This is a genomic window from Streptomyces sp. 3-6, from assembly GCF_056323165.1.
The window spans coordinates 277,740-298,102 of record NZ_JBWHZP010000003.1 but is presented as its reverse complement, the minus strand read 5'-3'; the positions used below and the strand labels follow the sequence as shown (position 1 = coordinate 298,102).

Below are 20,363 nucleotides of genomic sequence, written 5' to 3'. Positions count from 1 at the left end.
GGAAAGCGGCCTTCGGGCGTGCGGGCGGCGGGGGTGCGGGCGTCGGGCGGGCGTTCTTCCGGCGGGTGGTCTTCCGGCGGGTGGTCTTCCGGCGGGTGGTCTTCCGGCGTGCGGTCGTCGGGAGTGCGGGCGTCAGGCGTGCAGGGCCCGGACGGCGTCCGCGAGGGCCCGCGGCACGTCGGGGACGAGGGTGTGCACTCCGTCGCGCACGACGTGCCGGCCTCCCACCACCGTGTGGCGCACATCGGCCGCCGTCGCGGCGAAGACGGCCGTCTCGGCGCCGAGCCGGGCCGGCGGTCCGGCCGTCCTGACCGAGTCCAGGGCGAGCGTGGTGAAGTCGGCGAGCGCTCCGGTGTCGAGGGCGCCGGTCCGGTCCCAGCCGAGGGCGGCGTGCCCGTCGGCGGTGGCCGCGCGCAGCAGGGCGTTGGCCGTCCAGTGGCCGCGGGTGCGGGTGCGCAGCCGCTCGTTCAGCTCCAGGGCGCGGGCCTCCTCCAGCAGGTCGACGACGGCGTGGCTGTCGGAGCCGAGGGAGAGCGGGGACCCCTCGCGCTGCAGGGCCGCCGCGGGGCCGATGCCGTCGGCGAGGTCGCGTTCGGTGGTGGGGCACATGCAGGTGCCGGTGCCGCTGCCGCCGATGAGGGAGATGTCCTCGTCGGTGAGGTGGGTGTGGTGGACGCCGGTGGTGCGCGGGCCGAGCACACCGTGGTCGGCGAGCAGCCGGGCCGGGGTGCGGCCGTGTGCCCGGTGGCAGGCGTCGTTCTCGGCGGTCTGCTCGGACAGGTGCACGTGCAGCGGGGCCCGCCGCTCCTCGGCCCAGCCCGCCACGGTCGCCAACTGCCCGGCGGGCACGGCCCGTACGGAGTGGATGGCGGCGCCGATCCGCGCGTGGTCCCGCGCGGTGAGGCGGGAGGCCCGGTCGGCCCAGGCGTCGGCGGTGCCGTCGGAGAAGCGCAGCTGGTGGTGGTTCGGGGGCTTCCCGAAGCCGGACGAGAGGTAGCAGGTGTCGAGGAGGGTGATGCGGATGCCCGCCTCGGCGGCGGCGGCGATCAGGGCCTCGCCCATCGCGTTGGGGTCGGCGTAGGGGGTGCCGCCGGGAGCGTGGTGCAGGTAGTGGAACTCGCCGACGGCGGTGATCCCGGCGAGCGCCATCTCGGCGTAGACCGCGCGGGCGAGGGCGTGGTAGCTGTCCGGGGTGAGCCGGTCGGCGACCGAGTACATGACCTCCCGCCAGGTCCAGAAGGTGCCGCTGCCGACCTGGACGGTGCCGCGCAGGGCGCGGTGGAAGGCGTGCGAGTGGGCGTTCGCCAGTCCGGGCAGGGTGAGCCCGCGCAGCACCTCGGCGCCGGGCGGCGGGGTGCCGGTGCCGGGCACGACGGCGGTGAGGACGCCGTCCCGGACCTCCGCCGTGACGCCCGGTTCGACCCGGTCGCCGAGCCAGGCGTGCTCCAGCCAGTAGGTCCGCGCGGCGCTGCCGCCCGTACCGCCGCCCGTGCTGTCCTGCGTCACCTGCACGCCAGTCCCTCCAGTACGTCGGCGAGCGCGGTCACCCCGGCCACGCAGTCGTCCTCGGCGGCGAACTCGGCCGGGGAGTGCGAGACGCCGGTGGGGTTGCGTACGAACAGCATGGCGGTCGGGACGCTCGCGGAGAGGATTCCGGCGTCGTGTCCCGCGCCGGTGCCGAGGACGGGCACCCGGTGGCCGGTGTCCCGGGCGAGGATGCGGCCGAGTTCGTCGCGCAGCGCGTGGTCGAAGCCGACCTCGGGCGTGAAGGACTCGCGCACCACGTCCAGGTCCACGCCGTGCGCGGCGGCGTGGTCGCGGGCGGCCTTCTCCACGGCCGCGGTCACCGTGTCGAGGGCGTCCTGGTCGGCGGCCCGGGAGTCGAGCCAGCCGCGCACCAGGGAGGGGATGGCGTTGACCCCGTTGGGCTCGACGGCGATCTTGCCGAAGGTGGCGACGGCACCGGCGCGTTCGGCCTCCCGGCGGGCGGCGAGGACGGTCTCGGCGTACGGCAGCATGGGGTCGCGGCGGTCGGCGAGGCGGGTGGTGCCGGCGTGGTTGGCCTCGCCCCGGAAGTCGTAGCGCCAGCGGCCGTGCGGCCAGATGGCGGAGGCGACGCCGACCGGGTCGCCGGACAGGTCCAGGGCGCGGCCCTGTTCGACGTGGAGTTCGACGAAGGCGCCGATGCGGGCGAGGCGTTCGGGGTCCGGGCCGATCGCGTCCGGGTCGTACCCGGCGGCCTCCATGGCCCGCGGCAGGGTGACGCCCTCGGCGTCGGTGAGGCGGTGGGCCTGTTCCCGGGTGAGCTGCCCGGCGGTGAGGCGGGAGCCGACGCAGGCCAGGCCGAAGCGGGCGCCCTCCTCGTCGCCGAAGTTGACGACGCCCAGGGGCCGGGTGGGCCGGGCGCCCCGGTCTCGGAGTGCGTCAAGGGCGGCGAAGGCGGACACCACGCCGAGGGGGCCGTCGAAGGCGCCGCCGTCGGGCACGGAGTCCAGGTGCGAGCCGGTGACGACGGCGTCCCCGGCGGCCGGGTCGCCGAGCCAGGCCCACTGGTTGCCGTTGCGGTCGGTCTCGCAGGCCAGGCCGCGGGCGCGGGCCTGCTGCTCGAACCAGGCCCGGCAGTCGGCGTCGGCCGCGGTCCAGGCGTAGCGGCGGTAGCCGCCGGTGCCGGTGTCGCGGCCGAGGGGCAGCAGCTCCGCCCACATGCGGTGGAAGCTCACGCCAGGTCACCCTCCCGCATGGGGATGCGCACACCCCGGCTGTCCGCCACCGACTCCGCGAGGTCGTACCCGGCGTCGACGTGCCGGATCACGCCCATGCCGGGGTCGTTGGTGAGCACGCGCCGGATCTTCTCCCCGGCGAGCGGGGTGCCGTCGGCGACGGTGACCTGCCCGGCGTGGATCGAGCGGCCCATGCCGACGCCGCCGCCGTGGTGGAGGGAGACCCAGGAGGCGCCGGAGGCCACGTTGACCATGGCGTTGAGCAGCGGCCAGTCGGCGATGGCGTCGGAGCCGTCCCGCATGGCCTCGGTCTCCCGGTACGGGGAGGCGACGGAGCCGCAGTCCAGGTGGTCGCGGCCGATGACGACCGGCGCGGCCAGTTCCCCGCTCGCGACCATGTCGTTGAACCGCTCGCCGGCCCGGTCGCGTTCGCCGTAGCCGAGCCAGCAGATGCGGGCGGGCAGGCCCTGGAAGTGGACGCGTTCACCGGCCATCCGGATCCAGCGGGCCAGCGACTCGTTCTCGGCGAAGAGGTCGAGGACCGCCCGGTCGGTCTTCGCGATGTCGGCCGGGTCGCCGGAGAGGGCCGCCCAGCGGAAGGGGCCCTTGCCCTCGCAGAACAGCGGCCGGATGTAGGCGGGGACGAAGCCGGGGAAGGCGAACGCCCGGTCGTACCCGGCGAGCCGCGCCTCGCCGCGGATCGAGTTGCCGTAGTCGAAGACCTCGGCGCCGGCGTCCAGGAAGCCGACCATTGCCTCGACGTGCCGGGCCATCGACTCGCGGGCGCGGGTGGTGAAGCCGGCCGGGTCCTTCTCGGCGGCCTCGGCCATGTCCTCGAAGGCCAGGCCGGCGGGCAGGTAGGCGAGCGGGTCGTGCGCGGAGGTCTGGTCGGTGACGATGTCGACGGGCGCGCCCATGGCGAGGAACCTCGGCAGCAGTTCGGCCGCGTTGCCCAGCACGCCGATGGACAGCGGGCGGCGGGCGTCGCGGGCCTCGACGGCCAGCTGGAGGGCGTGCTCGGGCGAGTCGGCCTTCACGTCCAGGTAGCGGTGCCCGATGCGGCGGTCGATGGCGCGCGGGTCGCAGTCGACGCAGATCGCCACGCCGTCGTTCATGGTCACCGCGAGGGGCTGGGCGCCGCCCATGCCGCCGAGCCCGGCGGTGAGGGTGATGGTCCCGGCGAGCGTGCCGCCGAACCGCTTGGCGGCGACGGCGGCGAAGGTCTCGTAGGTGCCCTGGAGGATGCCCTGGGTGCCGATGTAGATCCAGGAGCCGGCGGTCATCTGCCCGTACATCGTCAGGCCGAGGGCCTCCAGACGGCGGAACTCCTCCCAGGTGGCCCAGTCGCCGACGAGGTGGGAGTTCGCGATGAGGACCCGCGGCGCCCACTCGTGGGTCTGCATCACGCCGACAGGCCGCCCGGACTGGACGAGCATCGTCTCGTCCTGCTTGAGGGTCCGGAGCGTGCGGACCATGGCGTCGAAGGAGCGCCAGTCGCGGGCGGCCTTGCCGGTGCCGCCGTAGACGACCAGCTTGTCGGGGTGCTCGGCGACCTCGGGGTCGAGGTTGTTCTGCAGCATCCGCAGCGCGGCCTCCTGCTGCCAGCCGAGGGCGCTCGGTTCCGTGCCGCGCGGCGCTCGGACGGTGCGGGGTCCTGACATGGTCTGCCTCCTGGACGGCCACGACTGCTGCTACGGATATTCACATCCTCGCCGCCTGAATAGAACTAGTCAATACATCGGTGGGCCGACACGGGCGCGCGCCGGATGTTTGGCTGGACCCATGGGCACCGACGGGAAGAACGACGGCGGCTTCCGCCACGGTGACGGGGACGTGCCCGGCCACGGGGACCTTCCCGGCCACGGCCTCGGTGACGATGTCGGCCACGGCCTCGGTGACGACGACGCCCCCGGCGCGGACGGGGAGGCGGCGGGGCGGCGGGACGCGGCGGTGCGGGCGGCCGTGGAGCAGGGGCTGCTCGACCCGGACCGGCCCCTGGTGGCGCTGCTCGACGTCACCGGGATCCGGCGGTCGGCGGCGGCGCTGCGGGCCGCGTTCGCGGCGGTGACCCCGCCCGGGACGCCCGTCCTGCACGCCTTCGCGGTGAAGGCCGCCCCGCTGGTGCCGGTCCTGCGGCTGCTGTACGCGGAGGGCGTCGGCGCGGAGGTGGCGAGCCCGGGCGAGCTGGCCCTGGCCCGGGCGGCGGGAGTGCCGCCCCGGCACACCGTGCTGGACTCGCCCGCCAAGACGCCGGGGGAGCTGCGCGAGGCGCTGGCCCTGGGCCTCGCCGTCAACGTGGACAACCCGCAGGAACTGGCCCGCCTCGACACCCTGGTCCCGCGGTCCGGCACCCGCTCCCCGCTCGGCCTGCGGGTGAACCCGCAGGTCGGGGCCGGCTCCATCGAGGCCCTGTCCACGGCCACGGCGACGTCGAAGTTCGGGGTGGCGCTGCGCGACGAGGGCGCCCGCGCCCGGGTCGTGCGGGCCTACCTGGACCGGCCGTGGCTGACCCGGCTGCACGCGCACACCGGTTCGCAGGGCGTCGCCCTGTCGCTGATGGCGCGTGGGGTGGCGGAGGTGTACGCCCTCGCGGAGGAGATCAACCGGCGGGCCGGACGGCAGCAGGTCGACACCCTCGACATCGGCGGCGGACTCCCGGTCAACTTCGCCTCCGACGCCATCGACCCCACCCACGCGCAGTACGCGCGGCTGCTGAGCGAGGCGGTCCCGGGCCTGTTCGACGGGCGGTACGGGCTGGTCACCGAGTTCGGCCGGTCACTGCTCGCCAAGCACGGCACCGTCGTGGCACGGGTCGAGTACGCCAAGCGGGCGGGCGGCCGGCCGGTGGCGGTGACGCACGCGGGCGTGCAGGTGGCGACGCGCACCGTGTACGCGCCGGGGGCGTGGCCGCTGCGGATCGCCGCGTACGACGCCGAGGGCCGGCCGAAGGAGGGCCCGGCCGTGGTGCAGGACGTGGCGGGCCCGGCCTGCTTCGCGGGCGACCTGCTGGCCCGTGAGCAGGCGCTGCCCCTGCTCGAACAGGGCGACTACGCGGCGGCCCTGGACACCGGCGCGTACTACTTCGCCCACCACTACGCCTACAACTCGCTCCCCCGGCCCGCCGTCCACGGCTTCGCCCCCGACGGCAGGGGCGGCATCGCCTTCTCCCCGGTCCGGCGCGCGCAGACCGTCGAGGAGATCGTCGCCGAGTCGGGCGGCGGCACCCCGGACGCCCTGACCCGTCTCCCGCCGGGTCCGCCGGGTCCGCCGGGTCCGCCGGGCTGACGCCCTGACCCGTCTCCCACCGGTCCCGCCGGGCTGACGGCTGCCGGTCCGCCGGTCCGCCGGTCTGCTGATCTGCCGGTCTGCTGCCGGTCTGACGGCCTGCCGGCCGCACGGCGCTGCCGGGCCCGGGCCCGGGCGCCCCCGCGCCGGGCCCGGGGTTCCGTCCGGTCCAGGCGCGGGCCGCGGCTCAGACGGCCACCGGAGTGCGGCGGCGGGCTCCGCCGGGGGCCGCGTCGCCCGCGGCGATGCCGGTGGTGCGGTAGCCCTTGACCCGCTTGCCGGCGGCGCCGCCCGCGCGGCGGTCGAGCCAGTCGACGCGCACCCAGAGCAGGGTGTCGTCGGCCTGCTCCAGCCGCCCGACCCAGGCCGCCTTCAGCCACAGGCCGACACCCCAGCCCGCCATCAGCAGACCGCCCGCGGCGGGCAGCACGAACGCGCTGCCGACGGCGGCGAGGAAGGCGAGCAGCAGCCACCAGCGGTGCCCGCGGCGCCAGTTGCGCGCGCTCACCGCACGGTCCTGGAGCACGTCGTGCTTGCCCGCGCGGGCCGCCGAGCGGGCCAAGGCGCGGTACCGTCCCCGGCGCGTGTACGCCACGGCGGCCACCGCGACGAGGAACAGCACCGCACCGGCCAGCACGCCGATCCGCCGTCCGGTCAGGCCCGGCACCAGCGCCCCGGTGCCCGCCGCCACCACTCCGGTCCACCACAGTGGCGCGGCTCCGGCCCGTACGACGACGGCCACCCGGGCCAGCCCCTGTCCTCCGCGCGTCACGTCCGGCCTCCTGTTCTCCCGTCCCACACGTCCGTCCCCCACGTCTGTCACACCCCTCGGGGTGCTCCCGGGCAGTGGTCCCGGGAGGGGCAGGCTAACGAGCCAAGGTGAGACGAGTCTGAGAATCGGCGCGGCCCGCCGCCACCCCGGTCACCCGTTCTCCGGTCGACGGGACCCGACAGACCCCGCGCTCCCGGACTTCCCGGGGCCCCCTTCGCTCCGGTGGCGTCCGGTGGCGCGCTCCCGCGTCCGCCGCCGTCACTCCACGAACAGGCCGCGCGCCGCCGCCCGGGTGTCGAACTCCTCCAGGCGGGCCTGCGCGTCGGGCAGCCCGTCGCACATCGCCTCCAGCAGCACCCGCCCGAGCAGCATCGGCGCGCACGCCGTGTCGAAGGCGAGCCCGGTGCCGACGGCGGCGGGCAGCAGCAGGTCGGACACCTTGGCGACCGGCGCGAAGGCGGAGTCGGCCACCGTCACGACGGTCAGCCCCACCTCCTTGGCGCGGGTGAGGGCCTCGACCACCTCGCGGGGGTGCCGGGGCAGGGCGAAGCACAGCAACGCGTTGGCACCGGCCCGGGCGGCGGCGTCGATACGGTCGTGGAGCATCGTGCCGCCCTCGTTCAGCAGCCGCACGTCGGGGTGGACCTTGGCCGCGAAGTAGGCGAACCCGTGCGCCTGGGCGGCAGCCGCCCGCAGCCCCAGGACGGGCAGGGGGCGGCTGTGCGCGAGCACCCGGCCGGCCCGGCGGACCGGCTCCGGGTCGGCCAGGGCGTCCGCCAGGTGCCGCAGGTTCTCGATCTCGGCCTCGACGGCCTGCTGGTACTCGTTGGCGTCCGCGGCCGGCGGCGCGGCGTCGGCGGGCGCCACCTCGCGCAGGTGGCGGCGCAGGGCCGGGTAGCCGTCGAAGCCCAGCGCCACGGCGAACCGGGTCACCGACGGCTGGCTCACCCCGGCCAGCTCGGCCAGTTCCACACTGGACAGGAACGGCACGTCGGCGGCCCGCCGCACCATGCTGTGCGCGATGCGCCGCTGCGTCGGCGTCAGCCGGTGCCCCTCGAAGAGCGCCTGCAGACGCGCGGCGGGGCTGTCGGTGACGCTCATGCGCGGCTCCCCCTCGACCTCTTCACCTTCGCGACCTCTTCACGTCCCGCGGGTCCTGCATGACTCCATACAACCGCACCGGGAGCCGGGCGGACGGGTCAGGGAAGGTTTCGGCCCCAGGTCTGCAGGGCGTAGGGACGTCCCTTCTCCTCGCCCTCGATCAGCGGGACGTCGAGCGGCCGGAAGCCCGCGCGGGTGGCGACGGCGACGCTGGCGGCGTTCTCGGGCTCCAGTTCGAGGATCACCCGGTCGGCACCCAGCTCCTCGTGCGCGTACGCGGCCATCACCCGCACCGCCCGCGCGGCGAGCCCCTGGCCGCGGTGCGCCGGGCCCACCGCGTAGCCGAGTTCGACACCGCCGTCGCCGCGCCGGAGCATCACCTCGCCGCAGGGGGCGCCGCCGTCGACCGTGATGGCGAGCAGGATGACGCTGCCCTCCGCCCGCAGACGCCGATCCCGTTCCAGCCGGGCGCGGGCGGCGGCTCCGTCGAAGGGGCTGGCCAGGGGCGTCCAGTAGGCGATGTCCGGGTGGTCGAAGAGCGCGGGCATGGCGGACAGGTCGTCCTCCGTCCAGTCCCGCAGCACGAGCCCCTCCCCCCGGAGCTCGATGCGGGCGGGAAAGGGCGGGGCGGCGCTCGGCATGGTGCGGGACCCTCCTGATCGGCCTGATCGGTCTGGTCGACGCGGACGACCGGACGACGCGGACGACGCGGACGACGCGGACGACGCGGACGACGCGGACGACGCCGCAGGATATCCGGGCCGGCGCGGCACCCGGCCGGGTTCTTCCGGGCCCGGCCTCGGAGCCGGCGCCGACCGCATGCCGCACGTCCGCGCCTCCGGACCCGCCCGCGACGGCCGTACGTCCCGCACCCGGGCGCACGGACCCGCCGCGCAACGGCCGCACGAGCCGCACGACCCGCGCGTCCGCCCGCCCCTACGACCCCGGCGACCGCAACCGTCCTTCGACCCTCGTCCCGGCTCCCAGGTCCTCGGCCGCCGGCACACGGCAGGCAGCCCGAGCCGGAGACGGGGGTTACCCCCAGTGCCGTCGGAGGGGCACCTGCCTACCGTGGCTCCCATGACCGGTATGGAAGCGCTGGACGCCGAGGCGAAGAAGGAACTCGCCGCCACCCTGCAGGCCCGCAGGGAACTGGGCGAGGAGTACGAGTCCGCGCTGGTCGACTCGTTCCTGGAGAAGGTCGACCAGCGCATCGACGGCGCGGTGGAGCGGCGGGTGCGCCGGCAGATGGCCGAGCAGCAGATGGCGGCCACCCGGGACTCCCGCGCCCCGAGGGCCACGGACAGCTGGGGCGAGCGGTTCGGGTTCGGGATCGTCTCCCTGGTGCTCGCGGTGCCGCTGTCCGCCATCGGCGGCGGTGTGGGCCAGCTGCCCGGCCTGCTCGTCACCTGGGCGGGCATCGTCGGCGTCAACGTGGTGCAGGCGGCCCGCATGTATCCCGGCCTCTTCGGCGGCCGGGGCCGGGGTGGCCGCGGGTCCGGCACGGACGGCGGCTGGGAGGACTGACCCTCACCGCACCGACGGCTCGTACGGACCGACCCGCCTCACGCGGCGCGCGCCCACGGGGTGCGTACGGCCGAGATGCGCGGGGACCGCCGTTCCCCCGTTGCCGGGGGACGGGACGACAGCGGTCCCCGCGAGGGACGCGGGCCGGCCTCACGGCCGGGAGCGCGTCCGTGGCGTCCGTGGAGATCCGGGAGCCGCTCCGGAAGGTCCTGACGCCGCTCGGTGCCGGCCGGGAGCGACGTCTCCCCCGGCGCTGTGCGCGCCCGGGAGGTGCGCCACCGCCCCTTGCCGACACCCTCACTGTGCCGGACGCGTGTTAAGCGCGTGCTGCGCGGACGTGACACCCGCGTACCAGGTGCGCGAAGACCCCGGCGCCCTGCCGCCCGGCCGACGGTCCGCACGACCGACGGTCCGGCCGCACGGCCGACGGGCGCGAGGCGCACGGGGTCCTCACGACGGCCCCGGCCGACCCGGCGGTCAGCACCGGGCGCGTGCGGCGGGCGTGAGCCCTTCCGTCACTTGCCGCCCTTGGCGAGGAAGGCCAGCAGGTCCTGGCGGCTGACCACGCCGGTCGGCTTGCCCTCGACGAGGACGATCGCCGCGTCGGCCTTGCCCAGCACGGCCATCAGGTCCTCGACCGGCTCGCCCGAGCCGACCTGCGGCAGCGGGGCGGACATGTGCTTCTCCAGCGGGTCGTCCAGGGAGGCGCCCTTGCTGAACAGGTGATCCAGCAGTTCCCGCTCCACCACGGAGCCGACGACCTCGGCGGCCATCACGTCCGGGTGACCGGCGCCGGGCTTGACGACCGGCATCTGCGAGACGCCGTACTCGCGCAGCACCTCGATGGCCTGGCCGACCGTCTCGTCCGGGTGCATGTGGACCAGGGACGGCATGTGGTCGCCGGCCTTGTCGTCCAGGACGTCGCCGACCCGGGCGCTGGGACCCGCGTCCTCCAGGAAGCCGTAGTCGGCCATCCACTCGTCGTTGAAGATCTTGCTGAGGTAGCCGCGCCCGCTGTCCGGCAGCAGCACGACGACCACGTCGTCCTCGTCGAGCCGCGAGGCCACTTCGAGGGCCGCCACGACCGCCATGCCGCAGGAACCGCCGACCAGCAGGCCCTCCTCCTTGGCGAGGCGGCGGGTCATCTGGAAGGAGTCCTTGTCGGACACGGCCACGATCTCGTCCGCGACGGTCCGGTCGTAGGCGGTCGGCCAGAAGTCCTCGCCGACGCCCTCGACCAGGTACGGACGCCCGGAGCCGCCGGAGTAGACGGAGCCCTCGGGGTCGGCGCCGATGACCTTGACGCGGCCGTCGCTGGCGTCCTTGAGGTAGCGGCCGGTGCCGGAGATGGTGCCGCCGGTGCCGACGCCCGCGACGAAGTGGGTGATCTTCCCCGCCGTCTGCTCCCACAGCTCGGGGCCGGTGGAGTGGTAGTGCGACAGCGGGTTGTTCGGGTTGGAGTACTGGTCCGGCTTCCAGGCGCCGGGCGTCTCACGGACCAGCCGGTCGGAAACGTTGTAGTACGAGTCGGGGTGCTCGGGCGCCACGGCGGTCGGGCACACCACGACCTCGGCCCCGTACGCGCGCAGGACGTTGATCTTGTCCAGGGACACCTTGTCCGGGCAGACGAAGATGCACTTGTAGCCCTTCTGCTGGGCCACGATGGCGAGCCCCACGCCCGTGTTGCCGCTGGTGGGCTCGACGATGGTGCCGCCCGGCTGCAGTTCCCCGCTCTTCTCCGCGGCCTCGACCATGCGCAGGGCGATGCGGTCCTTCACGGAGCCGCCGGGGTTGAAGTACTCGACCTTGGCCAGGACGGTCGCCCTGATGCCCTTGGTCACGCTGTTGAGCCTGACGAGCGGGGTGTTGCCGACGAGGCTGATCATCGAGTCGTGGAATTGCACCGTTGTCTCCGGATGCTGCAAAAGATGCGGTCGTGGTGGTCCAGCCAGCCTAGGCCCTTCGCGGGACGGACGGTCCGCGCCGGGCGCGGGCCGCGGCCGGGTCGTTCACTCTCCGTGGGATTGGACCACGGTGCGTACGGGGCAAGCACTGGGTGAGGGCTTCGGAGGAGGTGGCGGCGAGGCATGACGAGCATGTCGAGGGCGAGAGCGGCCCGGCGGATCGCGGCGGGCGCGGCGTACGGCGGCGGGGGCATCGGCCTGGCCGGCGCGGCCACCGTGGGACTGCTGGTGGCCCAGGCGCAGCTGGCGCGGCGCCGGGTGGGCAACGGCATGTCGCCGCACGTGCCGAACGCGGACGGCCTGTACGGCGCCGCCTACACGGTGCCCGGACGGCCGGCGCTGCGGCTGACCATGCTGGGCGACTCCACGGCCGCCGGGCAGGGCGTGCACCGGGCCGGGCAGACCCCGGGCGCGCTGCTGGCCTCCGGGGTGGCGGCGATCGCGGAGCGGCCGGTGGGACTGAGCACGGTCGCGGTGCCGGGGGCCTGCTCCGACGACCTGGACCGGCAGGTGTCGCGGGCGCTGGCGGACCCGTCCCGGGTGCCGGACATGTGCGTGATCATGATCGGGGCGAACGACGTCACGCACCGCATGCCGGCCACCCGTTCGGTGCGCCACCTGTCGGCGGCGGTGCGGCGGCTGCGCACCGCCGGCGCGGAGGTGGTGGTGGGCACCTGTCCCGACCTGGGCACCATCGAGCCGGTCCAGCAGCCCCTGCGCTGGCTGGCCCGGCGGGCCTCCCGGCAGCTGGCGGCGGCGCAGACGATCGGCGCGGTGGAGCAGGGCGGCCGGACGGTGTCGCTGGGTGATCTGCTGGGCCCCGAGTTCGCCGAGAACCCGCGCGAGCTGTTCGGCCCGGACAGCTACCACCCGTCGGCCGAGGGGTACGCGACGGCCGCGATGGCGGTGCTGCCGACGGTGTGCGCGGCGCTGGGCCTGTGGCCCGCGGAGGAGGAGCGTCCCGACGCCTCCCGCCGCGAGGGCTTCCTCCCGGTGGCCCGGGCGGCGGCCGAGGCCGCGTCGGAGGCCGGTACGGAGGTCGCCGCGGCGATGCCGTCGGGGCCGCGCGGGCCCTGGGCCCTCCTCAAGCGCCGCAGGCGCCGCCGCGTCCAGGAGGCCGAACCCGCCACCCCGACGGCCCCGGCGTCGGCGTCCTCGTCGTCCTCGTCATCCGCGTCCACGTCCACGTCCCGGCAGCTCTGAGCGCGGGCACCGGCCGGCACGGCCGGGTGGGGTGCGGGGCGCGGAGGGGGCCCGCACGGCGGGCGGCAGCCGGGTGCCGCACCGCGGACCGGCCCGCGGTGAGTGGAGAGTGAGTGCGTCGGCGGGTGAGTGCGATGGTGGCCGGTGGGTGACCGGACGGACGACAACCGGCCGGGTGAACGATCACGCGGGCGGGGCCGGACCCGGCCGGTCGGCCGAGCGGCGCAGGGACCGGTCCCCGTCAGAACCGGCCACCCGCCCGAGCCTGTCCCCGCCCGGCCACCGCCTGAACCGGTCGGTCCCGCCCGAACCGATCCCCGCCCGAACCGATCCCCGTCCGAACCGGTCACATCAGCCGCACGCGCCGTATCATCGACAGCACGCAACAAAAGCAAGCGCTTAGACAGTTGCGGCCCATGTCACACCGCGCCCCCCGTGACCCCGCCGATACGGCCGGGTAACTTCCCAGGCAGCCCTGCCCGACCGCGCGGTACGCCGCACGCCGCCCGATGACCGCCGCCCGACCACCACCCCGACCGGCGCGAAGCGCCGCCCCTTCCCTCAGGAGCCGTGATGCCCGAAGCCGTGATCGTTTCCGCCGCCCGCTCCCCCATCGGCCGCGCCTTCAAGGGGTCCCTGAAGGACGTGCGCCCGGACGACCTCACCGCCACGATCGTCCAGGCCGCCCTCGCCAAGGTGCCCGAGCTGGACCCGAGGGACATCGACGACCTGATGCTCGGCTGCGGTCTGCCCGGCGGTGAGCAGGGCAACAACCTCGGCCGGATCGTGGCCGTGCAGATGGGCATGGACCACCTGCCGGGCTGCACCATCACCCGTTACTGCTCGTCCTCGCTGCAGACCTCCCGCATGGCGCTGCACGCCATCAAGGCGGGCGAGGGCGACGTCTTCATCTCGGCCGGCGTCGAGACGGTCTCCCGGTTCGCCAAGGGCAACTCCGACAGCCTCCCGGACACCCGCAACCCGCTGTTCGCCGAGGCCGAGGCCCGCACCGCGGCGGTCGCCGAGTCCGAGGGCTCCACCTGGCACGACCCGCGCGAGGACGGCCTGGTGCCCGACCCGTACATCGCGATGGGGCAGACCGCGGAGAACCTGGCCCGCCTCAAGGGCGTCACCCGCGAGGAGATGGACGAGTTCGGCGTCCGCTCGCAGAACCTCGCCGAGGAGGCCATCAAGAACGGCTTCTGGGAGCGCGAGATCACTCCCGTCACGACGCCCGACGGCACCGTGGTCACCAAGGACGACGGCCCGCGCGCGGGGGTCACCATGGAGGGCGTCGCCGGGCTGAAGCCGGTCTTCCGCCCCGACGGCCTGGTCACCGCCGGCAACTGCTGCCCACTCAACGACGGGGCCGCGGCCCTCGTCATCATGAGCGACACCAAGGCCCGCGAGCTGGGCCTGACCCCGCTGGCCCGGATCGTCTCCACCGGCGTCTCCGGCCTCTCCCCGGAGATCATGGGCCTCGGCCCGGTCGAGGCGTCGCAGCAGGCCCTGCGCCGGGCCGGCCTCACCATCGACGACATCGACCTGGTGGAGATCAACGAGGCGTTCGCCGCCCAGGTGATCCCGTCCTACCGCGAGCTGGGCATCCCGCTGGAGAAGCTGAACGTCAACGGCGGCGCCATCGCCGTCGGCCACCCCTTCGGCATGACGGGCGCCCGGATCACCGCCACGCTGATCAACTCGCTGCAGTTCCACGACAAGCAGTTCGCCCTGGAGACCATGTGCGTCGGCGGCGGCCAGGGCATGGCGATGGTCATCGAGCGCCTCAGCTGAGCACCGCAGCGTGACCGCGGCGGCACCCTCCGTCCGCGTTCGGCCCGGAACCCCGGAACCACCGGGGCTCCGGGCCGATTTGTGATCCAATCGCCCTCAGGATGTGACCTATCCCTCCCGCCACCGGGATTCACGCAGGTCAGGGCCCTACCTCTCGCCCCCCTGGAAACAACACTCTGTCCGTTTCGTGACGTTACGCACTGACAGATGGTTAGTCCGCCCTTCAAGCTGATGTAGGAAGTCGGGGGTCGACTTTGAACCGGGAGTACGTCAGTGAGCGCCATGCCGATCGCCCTGCTGATCACCACGGCCGCCACCGGCGCCGTGGGCGTCGCGGTCCTGCGCAGCATCTTGGTGCTGCGGCGACAGGTCGCGGCCCTGCACACCGAGCTGGCCGAGAGCCGAGCCGCCGCCACGCGCGCGCTGCTTCCGTCGGCCCGGACGGCCGACGCGGACGAGATACGCGCGGCCGTCGCGGAAGCCCTCGCGGAGGAGCGCGAGCGGGAGCTGGCCGAGGCGCGGGCCTTCTGGGCCGCCCAGGAGGCGCGGGACGCCTCCGACGCGCCGTCCCTGCTGGGGCTGTCCGACAGTGAGCTGTTCCTGCCCCGGCAGGCCGACTTCGTGGGCCTGGAGGTGGAGGCGGTGGCCGAGGCCGGCGCCGAGGCCGACGAGCACCCCGCCGACTCCCCGGAGCTGGCCGCCGCCCGTCGCCGCCACCCCTCGCACCCGGACTTCGTCCCGAACCCGCCGCCGGCCGTGAACGACCACGAGCGCACCGTGGCGACGCTGGAGGAGCTGGCGGCCACCCGGGTGGAGCTGGCGGACGTCCGCCCGGGCCCGCTGGGCACCCTGGACGTCTACGTCTTCGCCGACGGCACCACCCTGTGCATGACGCCGGGGCACCGGGAGACCGCGGAGCGCCTGGCGACGGCTCTGCGGGCGGGCGAGAGCCCGTTCCTGCTCGGCGGATCCGGCATCTCGGGGGCGTACACCCTGACGTTCTCCTGCGGCGAGGACAACGTGTACATCCTGGCGGACCGGGTCATAGCGTCCCTCTGACCGCCCCGGCCCCGGCCGCGGTGCCGGTCACCACACGGTCACCGCACCGGTCACCGGTCACCGACCCCGGACGCCGACGCGAGCGCGGGTCCGGGCCCGCCCCTCGGCCACGACCCGCCCAACGGCCCGTGGCCGCTCCGCTCCGCGCCGGGCCCTCGTCAGACCCCGGCGCGCTTCTGCGCCTCCTCCACCAGCCGGGTCGCCTCGGCGACCTCGTCCTCGTTCTTCAGTACGAGCGCCAGGTCGTGCCCGGCGACGGTGATCTGGTCCGCGGCGGCGAACATCCCGGCGTCGGGCATCTCTCGGGGCTCGGTGCCCGGCTCCTCCGCCAGCTGGGTCCGGCGGGCGAACTCCCTGGCCAGGGCGAGGGCCTCGGCCGCCGCCCCGCGTTGCAGCCGGCTCTGCGGCGCGGCCCGCAGACGGTCGGCGAAGTGATCCACGGCACGGGTGAGGGATGTCGTATCAACCACGCGGCGAGCGTACGCGGCGCGGCGGGACTGTTGCCAACGGACGACCGCTCGGGCACGGTGACCTGAAGGACCGGCTTTCATCCCCTGCGTCCGGAGGCGCCGATGTCCCAAGTCTTCTCCGAGGAGACCCATCGCAACCTGCTCGCCCGCATCCCCCAGTGCACCGGTCGTGAGATCTCCGACTGGCTGCGCACCGTCGACGACGGCCCGGCCCTCCGCTTCGAGGAGAAGGTCAGCTGGCTGCGTCACGAGTACGACCTGGCGTACGGCCACGCCAAGGCGATCGTCCACGAGTACGACCTGAGGAGGGCAGCGCGCAACCTGCGCTAGCACGGGCCGCCGCCCGGCACGACGAAGGGCCCCGGGATTCCGGGGCCCTTCCGCGTGCCTGGGGTGGCGACGCGTCAGTCGCTGCTGTTGAAGATCGCGATGAGTCGCAGGAACTCGAGGTAGATCCACACCAGCGTCAGGGTGAGGCCGAAGGCGGCGAACCACGCCTCCTCGCGCGGGGCGCCGTAGGCCAGCCCGTCCTCGACCTGCTTGAAGTCCAGGGCGAGGAAGCAGGCACCGAGGATGATGCCGATGATGCCGAAGACGATGCCGAGCGGGCCGCTGCGGAAGCCGAGGCCGTCACCGCCGCCGAAGACCGCGAACAGCAGGTTCACGCCCATCAGCAGGACGAAGCCGAGCGCTGCCGCCATCACGAAGCCGTAGAAGCGGCGGTTGACGCGGATCCAGCCGGCCTTGTAGGCCACCAGCACACCGGCGAAGACCGCCATGGTGCCGAGCACGGCCTGCATGGCGGCACCGTCGGCGATGCGGTTGTCGACGATGCTGGAGATCACGCCGAGGAACACACCCTCGACGGCCGCGTACGTCAGGATCAGCGCCGGCGAGGCCTTGCGCTTGAACGACTGCACCAGCGCCAGGACCATGCCGAGCAGCGCGGCACCGATGCCGATGCCGTACGACCGGCTGATGTTGGCGTCGTCCACGGGCAGCAGGGCCCAGGCGAGCGCCGCGGTGACGACGAGGACACCGAGGGTCGATCCGGTGCGGATGATGACGTCGTCCATGGTCATCCGGCCGGGAGCGGCCGGAGCCTGCGGCGGCGCACCGTGCTGCAGGTCCTGCTGGGCGTACGGGTTCTGCGCGTACGGGTTCTGCGCGTAGGGGTTGCCCGTCGGCTGCGCGTACGGGTTGCCCTGCGTGGCGACAGCGGGACCCCCGGCCTGCGGCGCGGTGCCGAAGCCCGCGTAGCCGTTGTCGCGGCTGAACCCCCGTCGCGAGAAGACCGGGTTTCTGCTCCTCATTTCACTCCTCCATGGCCGCACTGCGCGGCCTTGGCTCAAGAGTAATAGGTAGGCAAAGGGAATGACCCAGTGCTTGGGGAGGATCTTTCCCTCGTCGTGCTGCTCAACACGCTACGCGGCCGGGTGATTCCCCTCACCGGCGGGCGCCGGACCATGACCGAGCCGGTACCTTCCCGGGACCTGGGGGAGATCAGCCGACGGTGTCGACGATCACATGACGGCCCGAGATGTCGAGGGCGGGGCCGGGCAGCGGGACCCGTTCGGGGGCGGCGCCGGTGGCCCGGGTGTGGTCGCCCAGGGTCACGCCGGAGCCCCAGCTCCACAGGCCGCCGTCGGTGTCGATGGCGTATCCGGTGAAGCCGTGGGCGGCGATCCGCCGGACGGCGGGCAGTCCGGGCACCTTCACCGGGCGGGCCGAGGAGTGGTCCGAGACGTCGCCGTCCCCGAGGGTGCCGCTCACGCCGCGGCCCCACGCCCGGACGGTGCCGTCCCGGTCGAGGGCGAACGCGACGTCGTTGCCGCCCGCCACCTGGACCACGTCCTTCAGGCCGGGCACCCGCACCGGCCTGCCGGTCTGTCCGCCGCGCGGTTCCACGCCGAGCACACCGTGCACGTTGTTGCCCCAGGCGCAGACCGCGCCGTCGGCCGTGGCCGCGACCACCGCGCCGCCGGTCGAGGCCAGGGAGACGACGCCGCGGACGCCGTCGATCCGGGTGAGCCGGGTGCTGTCCCGGTCCCCCAGCACGTCGGTGAGGTTGATGCCCCAGCCGAGCACCCGTCCGTCGGCGCGCAGCGCGAACGCGGTCAGCGAGTCCGGCGCCATCGAGTGGACGCCGTCGGCGCGCGGCACGCGGCGGGGCCGGGGCACCCCCGCGTAGCCGTCCCGGCGTCCGGCGTTGACGAGGATGTTCTGCGAACCCCAGGCCAGCACGGAGCCGTCGGCGCGGACGACGAAGAACGTGCTGCCCCCGTGGTGCACGGAGCGGGCGTCGGTGATGCCGGCCACCTGACGCGGGGTGTCGAGGTGGCCGCGTTCCTGGGAACCGTGCCCGAGGGAACCCTTGTGGTTCTGGCCGTACGTCCACACGGTCCCGTCGGCCCGTACCGCGGCGGTGCTGAAACCGTTGTCCGCCACGGAGACCACGTCGGTCCAGCCGGGCACCAGCCCGCCGCCCCACCGGTCGGCCTCCCCGGCGCCCAGATGCCCCCCGGACCACACGGCACCGGGCTGGACCCGCGCCGGCTGCGGGCGCCCGGACTCCCCCTCGGGACAGGCCGGCGCCGCCATCACCGCCCGGTCGGCCTTGCTGCAGCCCACGGCTCCCAGCACCACGATCCCCGCCACCAGCGTCCGCAGCCATCGTCCGCCACGCATCGTCGCCCACCCCCGTCGGCTCGCGCCCGGCACACGGTTCGTCCGGGCAGGACCGATCTTCGCATCGGTCCCCCGCGTACCGGGAGGCTCGGGCACTGTGACGTTCGCGGGGCGGCACGCGAGGGCGCGGCCGGGGGCGGGCCGGGGGCGGACCGTCCCGCCGCCGGGCGGGCGGGCCGCTCGGGGGTCCTCGGCGGCCGGGCGACAGCGGGCCGCCCGGGGGCGTGGCCGAGCCGCCGCGAGGGCGTTGCCGGGTGGGGTGGGGGGTGTGCGGGGGCGCCGCGGGGGCGTTGCGCTCCCAAAGCCGCAAGCGGCCGTGAGCCGTTCCGGCCGGTGCCGTCCACCGGGACCGAGGACGTGATGGTGCCCGGAGCCGGACTTGAACCGGCACGCCCGCGAAGGGGCAGCGAGGTTTAAGCTCGCCGTGTCTGCTATTCCACCATCCGGGCAGGCCATGGGCTCCGCTTCGAGCGTGCCGAGCCTATCGGGCCGCCTCGTGCGAACTACGGGGCAGCTGGCCGATGTTGTCTTATTTTATTGATGTCTGAGGGTGCATCAGCACCCGGTACGCGCCATCAGCACTTGCCACCAGCGTTGCGTGCGATGTGGCACCGCGTGCGCGGAATGACGGAATTTCACCGTCCGAACAAGGGCGCGCCACCTGTTCCGGTCATCACTCGGACATCCGTCCCCTCAGGGGCGCCCGTCATCCCCAGGTATGACACGGCGCCCGCCCGTCCCCCCTCAGTCGCCCCCCGGAACCGGCGCCTCGGGTGACTACGCGGCGGCAAACGGACGGAACGATGGAAGACGTCACCGAGCATCACGTCGCCCGTCAGGAGAACCATCCCGTGACCACCGCACCCACCGCCGCCCGGACCACCGCCGTGGCCGCGCGCGCCGCGGAGCTGTCCAAGATCTACGGCGAGGGCGAGACCCGGGTCGTCGCCCTGGACCGGGTCTCCGTCGACTTCCAGCAGGCGGAGTTCACCGCGATCATGGGCCCCTCCGGCTCCGGCAAGTCCACGCTGATGCACTGCGTGGCCGGTCTGGACACCTTCTCGTCGGGCTCCGTGCGCATCGGCGAGACGGAACTGGGGTCGCTGAAGGACAAGCAGCTCACCCGGCTGCGCCGGGACAAGATCGGCTTCATCTTCCAGGCGTTCAACCTGCTGCCGACGCTCAACGCGCTGGAGAACATCACGCTGCCGATGGACATCGCGGGCCGCAAGCCGGACCGGGAGTGGCTGGACACGGTGATCCGGATGACCGGGCTGTCCGACCGGCTCGGTCACCGGCCCTCGCAGTTGTCGGGCGGCCAGCAGCAGCGGGTGGCGGTGGCGCGGGCGCTGGCCTCCCGGCCCGACATCGTCTTCGGTGACGAGCCGACCGGGAACCTGGACTCCCGCTCCGGCGCCGAGGTGCTGGGCTTCCTGCGCAACTCGGTGCGCGAGCTGGGCCAGACGGTGGTCATGGTGACCCACGACCCGGTGGCCGCCGCCTACGCCGACCGCGTGATCTTCCTCGCGGACGGCAGGGTCGTGGACGAGATGTACGGGCCCACGGCCGACAAGGTCCTCGACCGCATGAAGCAGTTCGACGCGCGGGGCCGCACCAGCTGACGCCCCCGCGGCCCCGCCTCGCACCCGCCTCGCGCCCTTCCGCGCCGCCGCCCAGGGCCTCGCACGCCGCGCGCCCGGCCTGCCTCCACTCACCGGGCGGGTCCACCGGGCGGATCCACCGGGCGGGCCCGCGCCCGCCGCGCGCGACCGGCCCGCGG

General features: G+C 74.5%; 17 protein-coding genes and 1 tRNA gene. 7 read left to right on the top strand and 11 right to left on the bottom strand.

Features of this window, described 5'->3' with window-relative positions; translation table 11 throughout:
* Window positions 1-132: 132 nt before the first annotated feature.
* Genes AC02VZ_RS07365 through hutU form a run of 3 tightly spaced genes read right to left on the bottom strand, consistent with a single transcriptional unit; the run spans window position 133 to window position 4,381 of the window.
* Window positions 133-1,506: a formimidoylglutamate deiminase gene (locus tag AC02VZ_RS07365; RefSeq protein ID WP_476474909.1), complete on the bottom strand. Its 1,374-nt coding sequence runs from the start codon at window positions 1,504-1,506 to the stop codon at window positions 133-135.
* Complete coding sequence (locus AC02VZ_RS07360) at window positions 1,503-2,720, bottom strand: allantoate amidohydrolase (RefSeq protein ID WP_476474878.1); 1,218 nt, start codon at window positions 2,718-2,720, stop codon at window positions 1,503-1,505. The genes AC02VZ_RS07365 and AC02VZ_RS07360 overlap by 4 nt, the downstream gene beginning before the upstream one ends.
* Window positions 2,717-4,381 carry a urocanate hydratase gene (gene hutU, locus AC02VZ_RS07355; RefSeq protein WP_476474877.1) on the bottom strand — a complete coding sequence of 555 codons (1,665 nt, stop codon included), beginning with the start codon at window positions 4,379-4,381 and terminating at the stop codon, window positions 2,717-2,719. The genes AC02VZ_RS07360 and hutU overlap by 4 nt, the downstream gene beginning before the upstream one ends.
* 121 nt (window positions 4,382-4,502) lie before the next feature.
* Between hutU and AC02VZ_RS07350 the strand changes: the two genes are divergently transcribed.
* A complete protein-coding gene (locus AC02VZ_RS07350) occupies window positions 4,503-6,005 on the top strand; it encodes a type III PLP-dependent enzyme domain-containing protein (RefSeq protein ID WP_476474876.1) in 1,503 nt (500 codons plus the stop codon).
* A gap of 187 nt (window positions 6,006-6,192) precedes the next feature.
* On the opposite strand, the gene AC02VZ_RS07345 is transcribed toward AC02VZ_RS07350, so the two are convergent.
* From AC02VZ_RS07345 to AC02VZ_RS07335, 3 genes are all read right to left on the bottom strand, one after another.
* Window positions 6,193-6,777, bottom strand: coding sequence for a hypothetical protein (locus AC02VZ_RS07345; RefSeq protein ID WP_432056162.1), 585 nt, complete (start codon window positions 6,775-6,777; stop codon window positions 6,193-6,195).
* A gap of 258 nt (window positions 6,778-7,035) precedes the next feature.
* Complete coding sequence (locus tag AC02VZ_RS07340) at window positions 7,036-7,878, bottom strand: MurR/RpiR family transcriptional regulator (RefSeq protein ID WP_476474875.1); 843 nt, start codon at window positions 7,876-7,878, stop codon at window positions 7,036-7,038.
* A gap of 98 nt (window positions 7,879-7,976) precedes the next feature.
* Window positions 7,977-8,519 (bottom strand): GNAT family N-acetyltransferase, encoded by a 543-nt coding sequence (locus AC02VZ_RS07335; RefSeq protein ID WP_476474874.1) that lies wholly within the window; start codon window positions 8,517-8,519, stop codon window positions 7,977-7,979.
* 448 nt (window positions 8,520-8,967) lie between these two features.
* On the opposite strand from AC02VZ_RS07335, the gene AC02VZ_RS07330 reads away from it, so the two are divergent.
* On the top strand, window positions 8,968-9,405 hold the full coding sequence (locus AC02VZ_RS07330; RefSeq protein WP_432056211.1) for a hypothetical protein: 438 nt from the start codon (window positions 8,968-8,970) through the stop codon (window positions 9,403-9,405).
* A 515-nt stretch (window positions 9,406-9,920) separates the two neighbouring features.
* On the opposite strand, the gene AC02VZ_RS07325 is transcribed toward AC02VZ_RS07330, so the two are convergent.
* Entirely contained in the window at window positions 9,921-11,309 is a 1,389-nt protein-coding gene (locus AC02VZ_RS07325) for a cystathionine beta-synthase (protein ID WP_432056159.1), read from the bottom strand.
* A gap of 183 nt (window positions 11,310-11,492) precedes the next feature.
* Here AC02VZ_RS07325 and AC02VZ_RS07320 point away from each other — a divergent pair, with 183 nt between their 5' ends.
* From AC02VZ_RS07320 to AC02VZ_RS07310, 3 genes are all read left to right on the top strand, one after another.
* Window positions 11,493-12,572, top strand: a complete 1,080-nt coding sequence (locus tag AC02VZ_RS07320; protein ID WP_476474873.1) for an SGNH/GDSL hydrolase family protein — start codon at window positions 11,493-11,495, stop codon at window positions 12,570-12,572.
* A 573-nt stretch (window positions 12,573-13,145) separates the two neighbouring features.
* On the top strand, window positions 13,146-14,366 hold the full coding sequence (locus tag AC02VZ_RS07315; RefSeq protein WP_432056157.1) for an acetyl-CoA C-acetyltransferase: 1,221 nt from the start codon (window positions 13,146-13,148) through the stop codon (window positions 14,364-14,366).
* Between the two features lie 273 nt (window positions 14,367-14,639).
* Window positions 14,640-15,425 (top strand): hypothetical protein, encoded by a 786-nt coding sequence (locus tag AC02VZ_RS07310; protein ID WP_432056156.1) that lies wholly within the window; start codon window positions 14,640-14,642, stop codon window positions 15,423-15,425.
* Window positions 15,426-15,583: 158 nt separating this feature from the next.
* Here AC02VZ_RS07310 and AC02VZ_RS07305 read toward each other — a convergent pair whose 3' ends face one another.
* Entirely contained in the window at window positions 15,584-15,895 is a 312-nt protein-coding gene (locus AC02VZ_RS07305) for a hypothetical protein (RefSeq protein WP_432056155.1), read from the bottom strand.
* A 102-nt stretch (window positions 15,896-15,997) separates the two neighbouring features.
* Here AC02VZ_RS07305 and AC02VZ_RS07300 point away from each other — a divergent pair, with 102 nt between their 5' ends.
* On the top strand, window positions 15,998-16,225 hold the full coding sequence (locus AC02VZ_RS07300; protein ID WP_362102428.1) for a DUF4287 domain-containing protein: 228 nt from the start codon (window positions 15,998-16,000) through the stop codon (window positions 16,223-16,225).
* Window positions 16,226-16,299: 74 nt separating this feature from the next.
* Here the strand turns inward: AC02VZ_RS07300 and AC02VZ_RS07295 are convergent, their stop codons facing one another.
* The 3 genes from AC02VZ_RS07295 to AC02VZ_RS07285 all read right to left on the bottom strand — a co-directional run bounded on the left by AC02VZ_RS07295 (window position 16,300) and on the right by AC02VZ_RS07285 (window position 19,032).
* Window positions 16,300-17,208, bottom strand: coding sequence for a Bax inhibitor-1/YccA family protein (locus AC02VZ_RS07295; RefSeq protein WP_476474872.1), 909 nt, complete (start codon window positions 17,206-17,208; stop codon window positions 16,300-16,302).
* A gap of 190 nt (window positions 17,209-17,398) precedes the next feature.
* Window positions 17,399-18,583, bottom strand: a complete 1,185-nt coding sequence (locus AC02VZ_RS07290; protein WP_476474871.1) for an RCC1 domain-containing protein — start codon at window positions 18,581-18,583, stop codon at window positions 17,399-17,401.
* Between the two features lie 361 nt (window positions 18,584-18,944).
* A tRNA-Leu gene (locus AC02VZ_RS07285) sits at window positions 18,945-19,032 on the bottom strand.
* Between the two features lie 402 nt (window positions 19,033-19,434).
* Here AC02VZ_RS07285 and AC02VZ_RS07280 point away from each other — a divergent pair.
* On the top strand, window positions 19,435-20,205 hold the full coding sequence (locus tag AC02VZ_RS07280) for an ABC transporter ATP-binding protein (protein ID WP_432056152.1): 771 nt from the start codon (window positions 19,435-19,437) through the stop codon (window positions 20,203-20,205).
* Window positions 20,206-20,363: the final 158 nt, after the last annotated feature.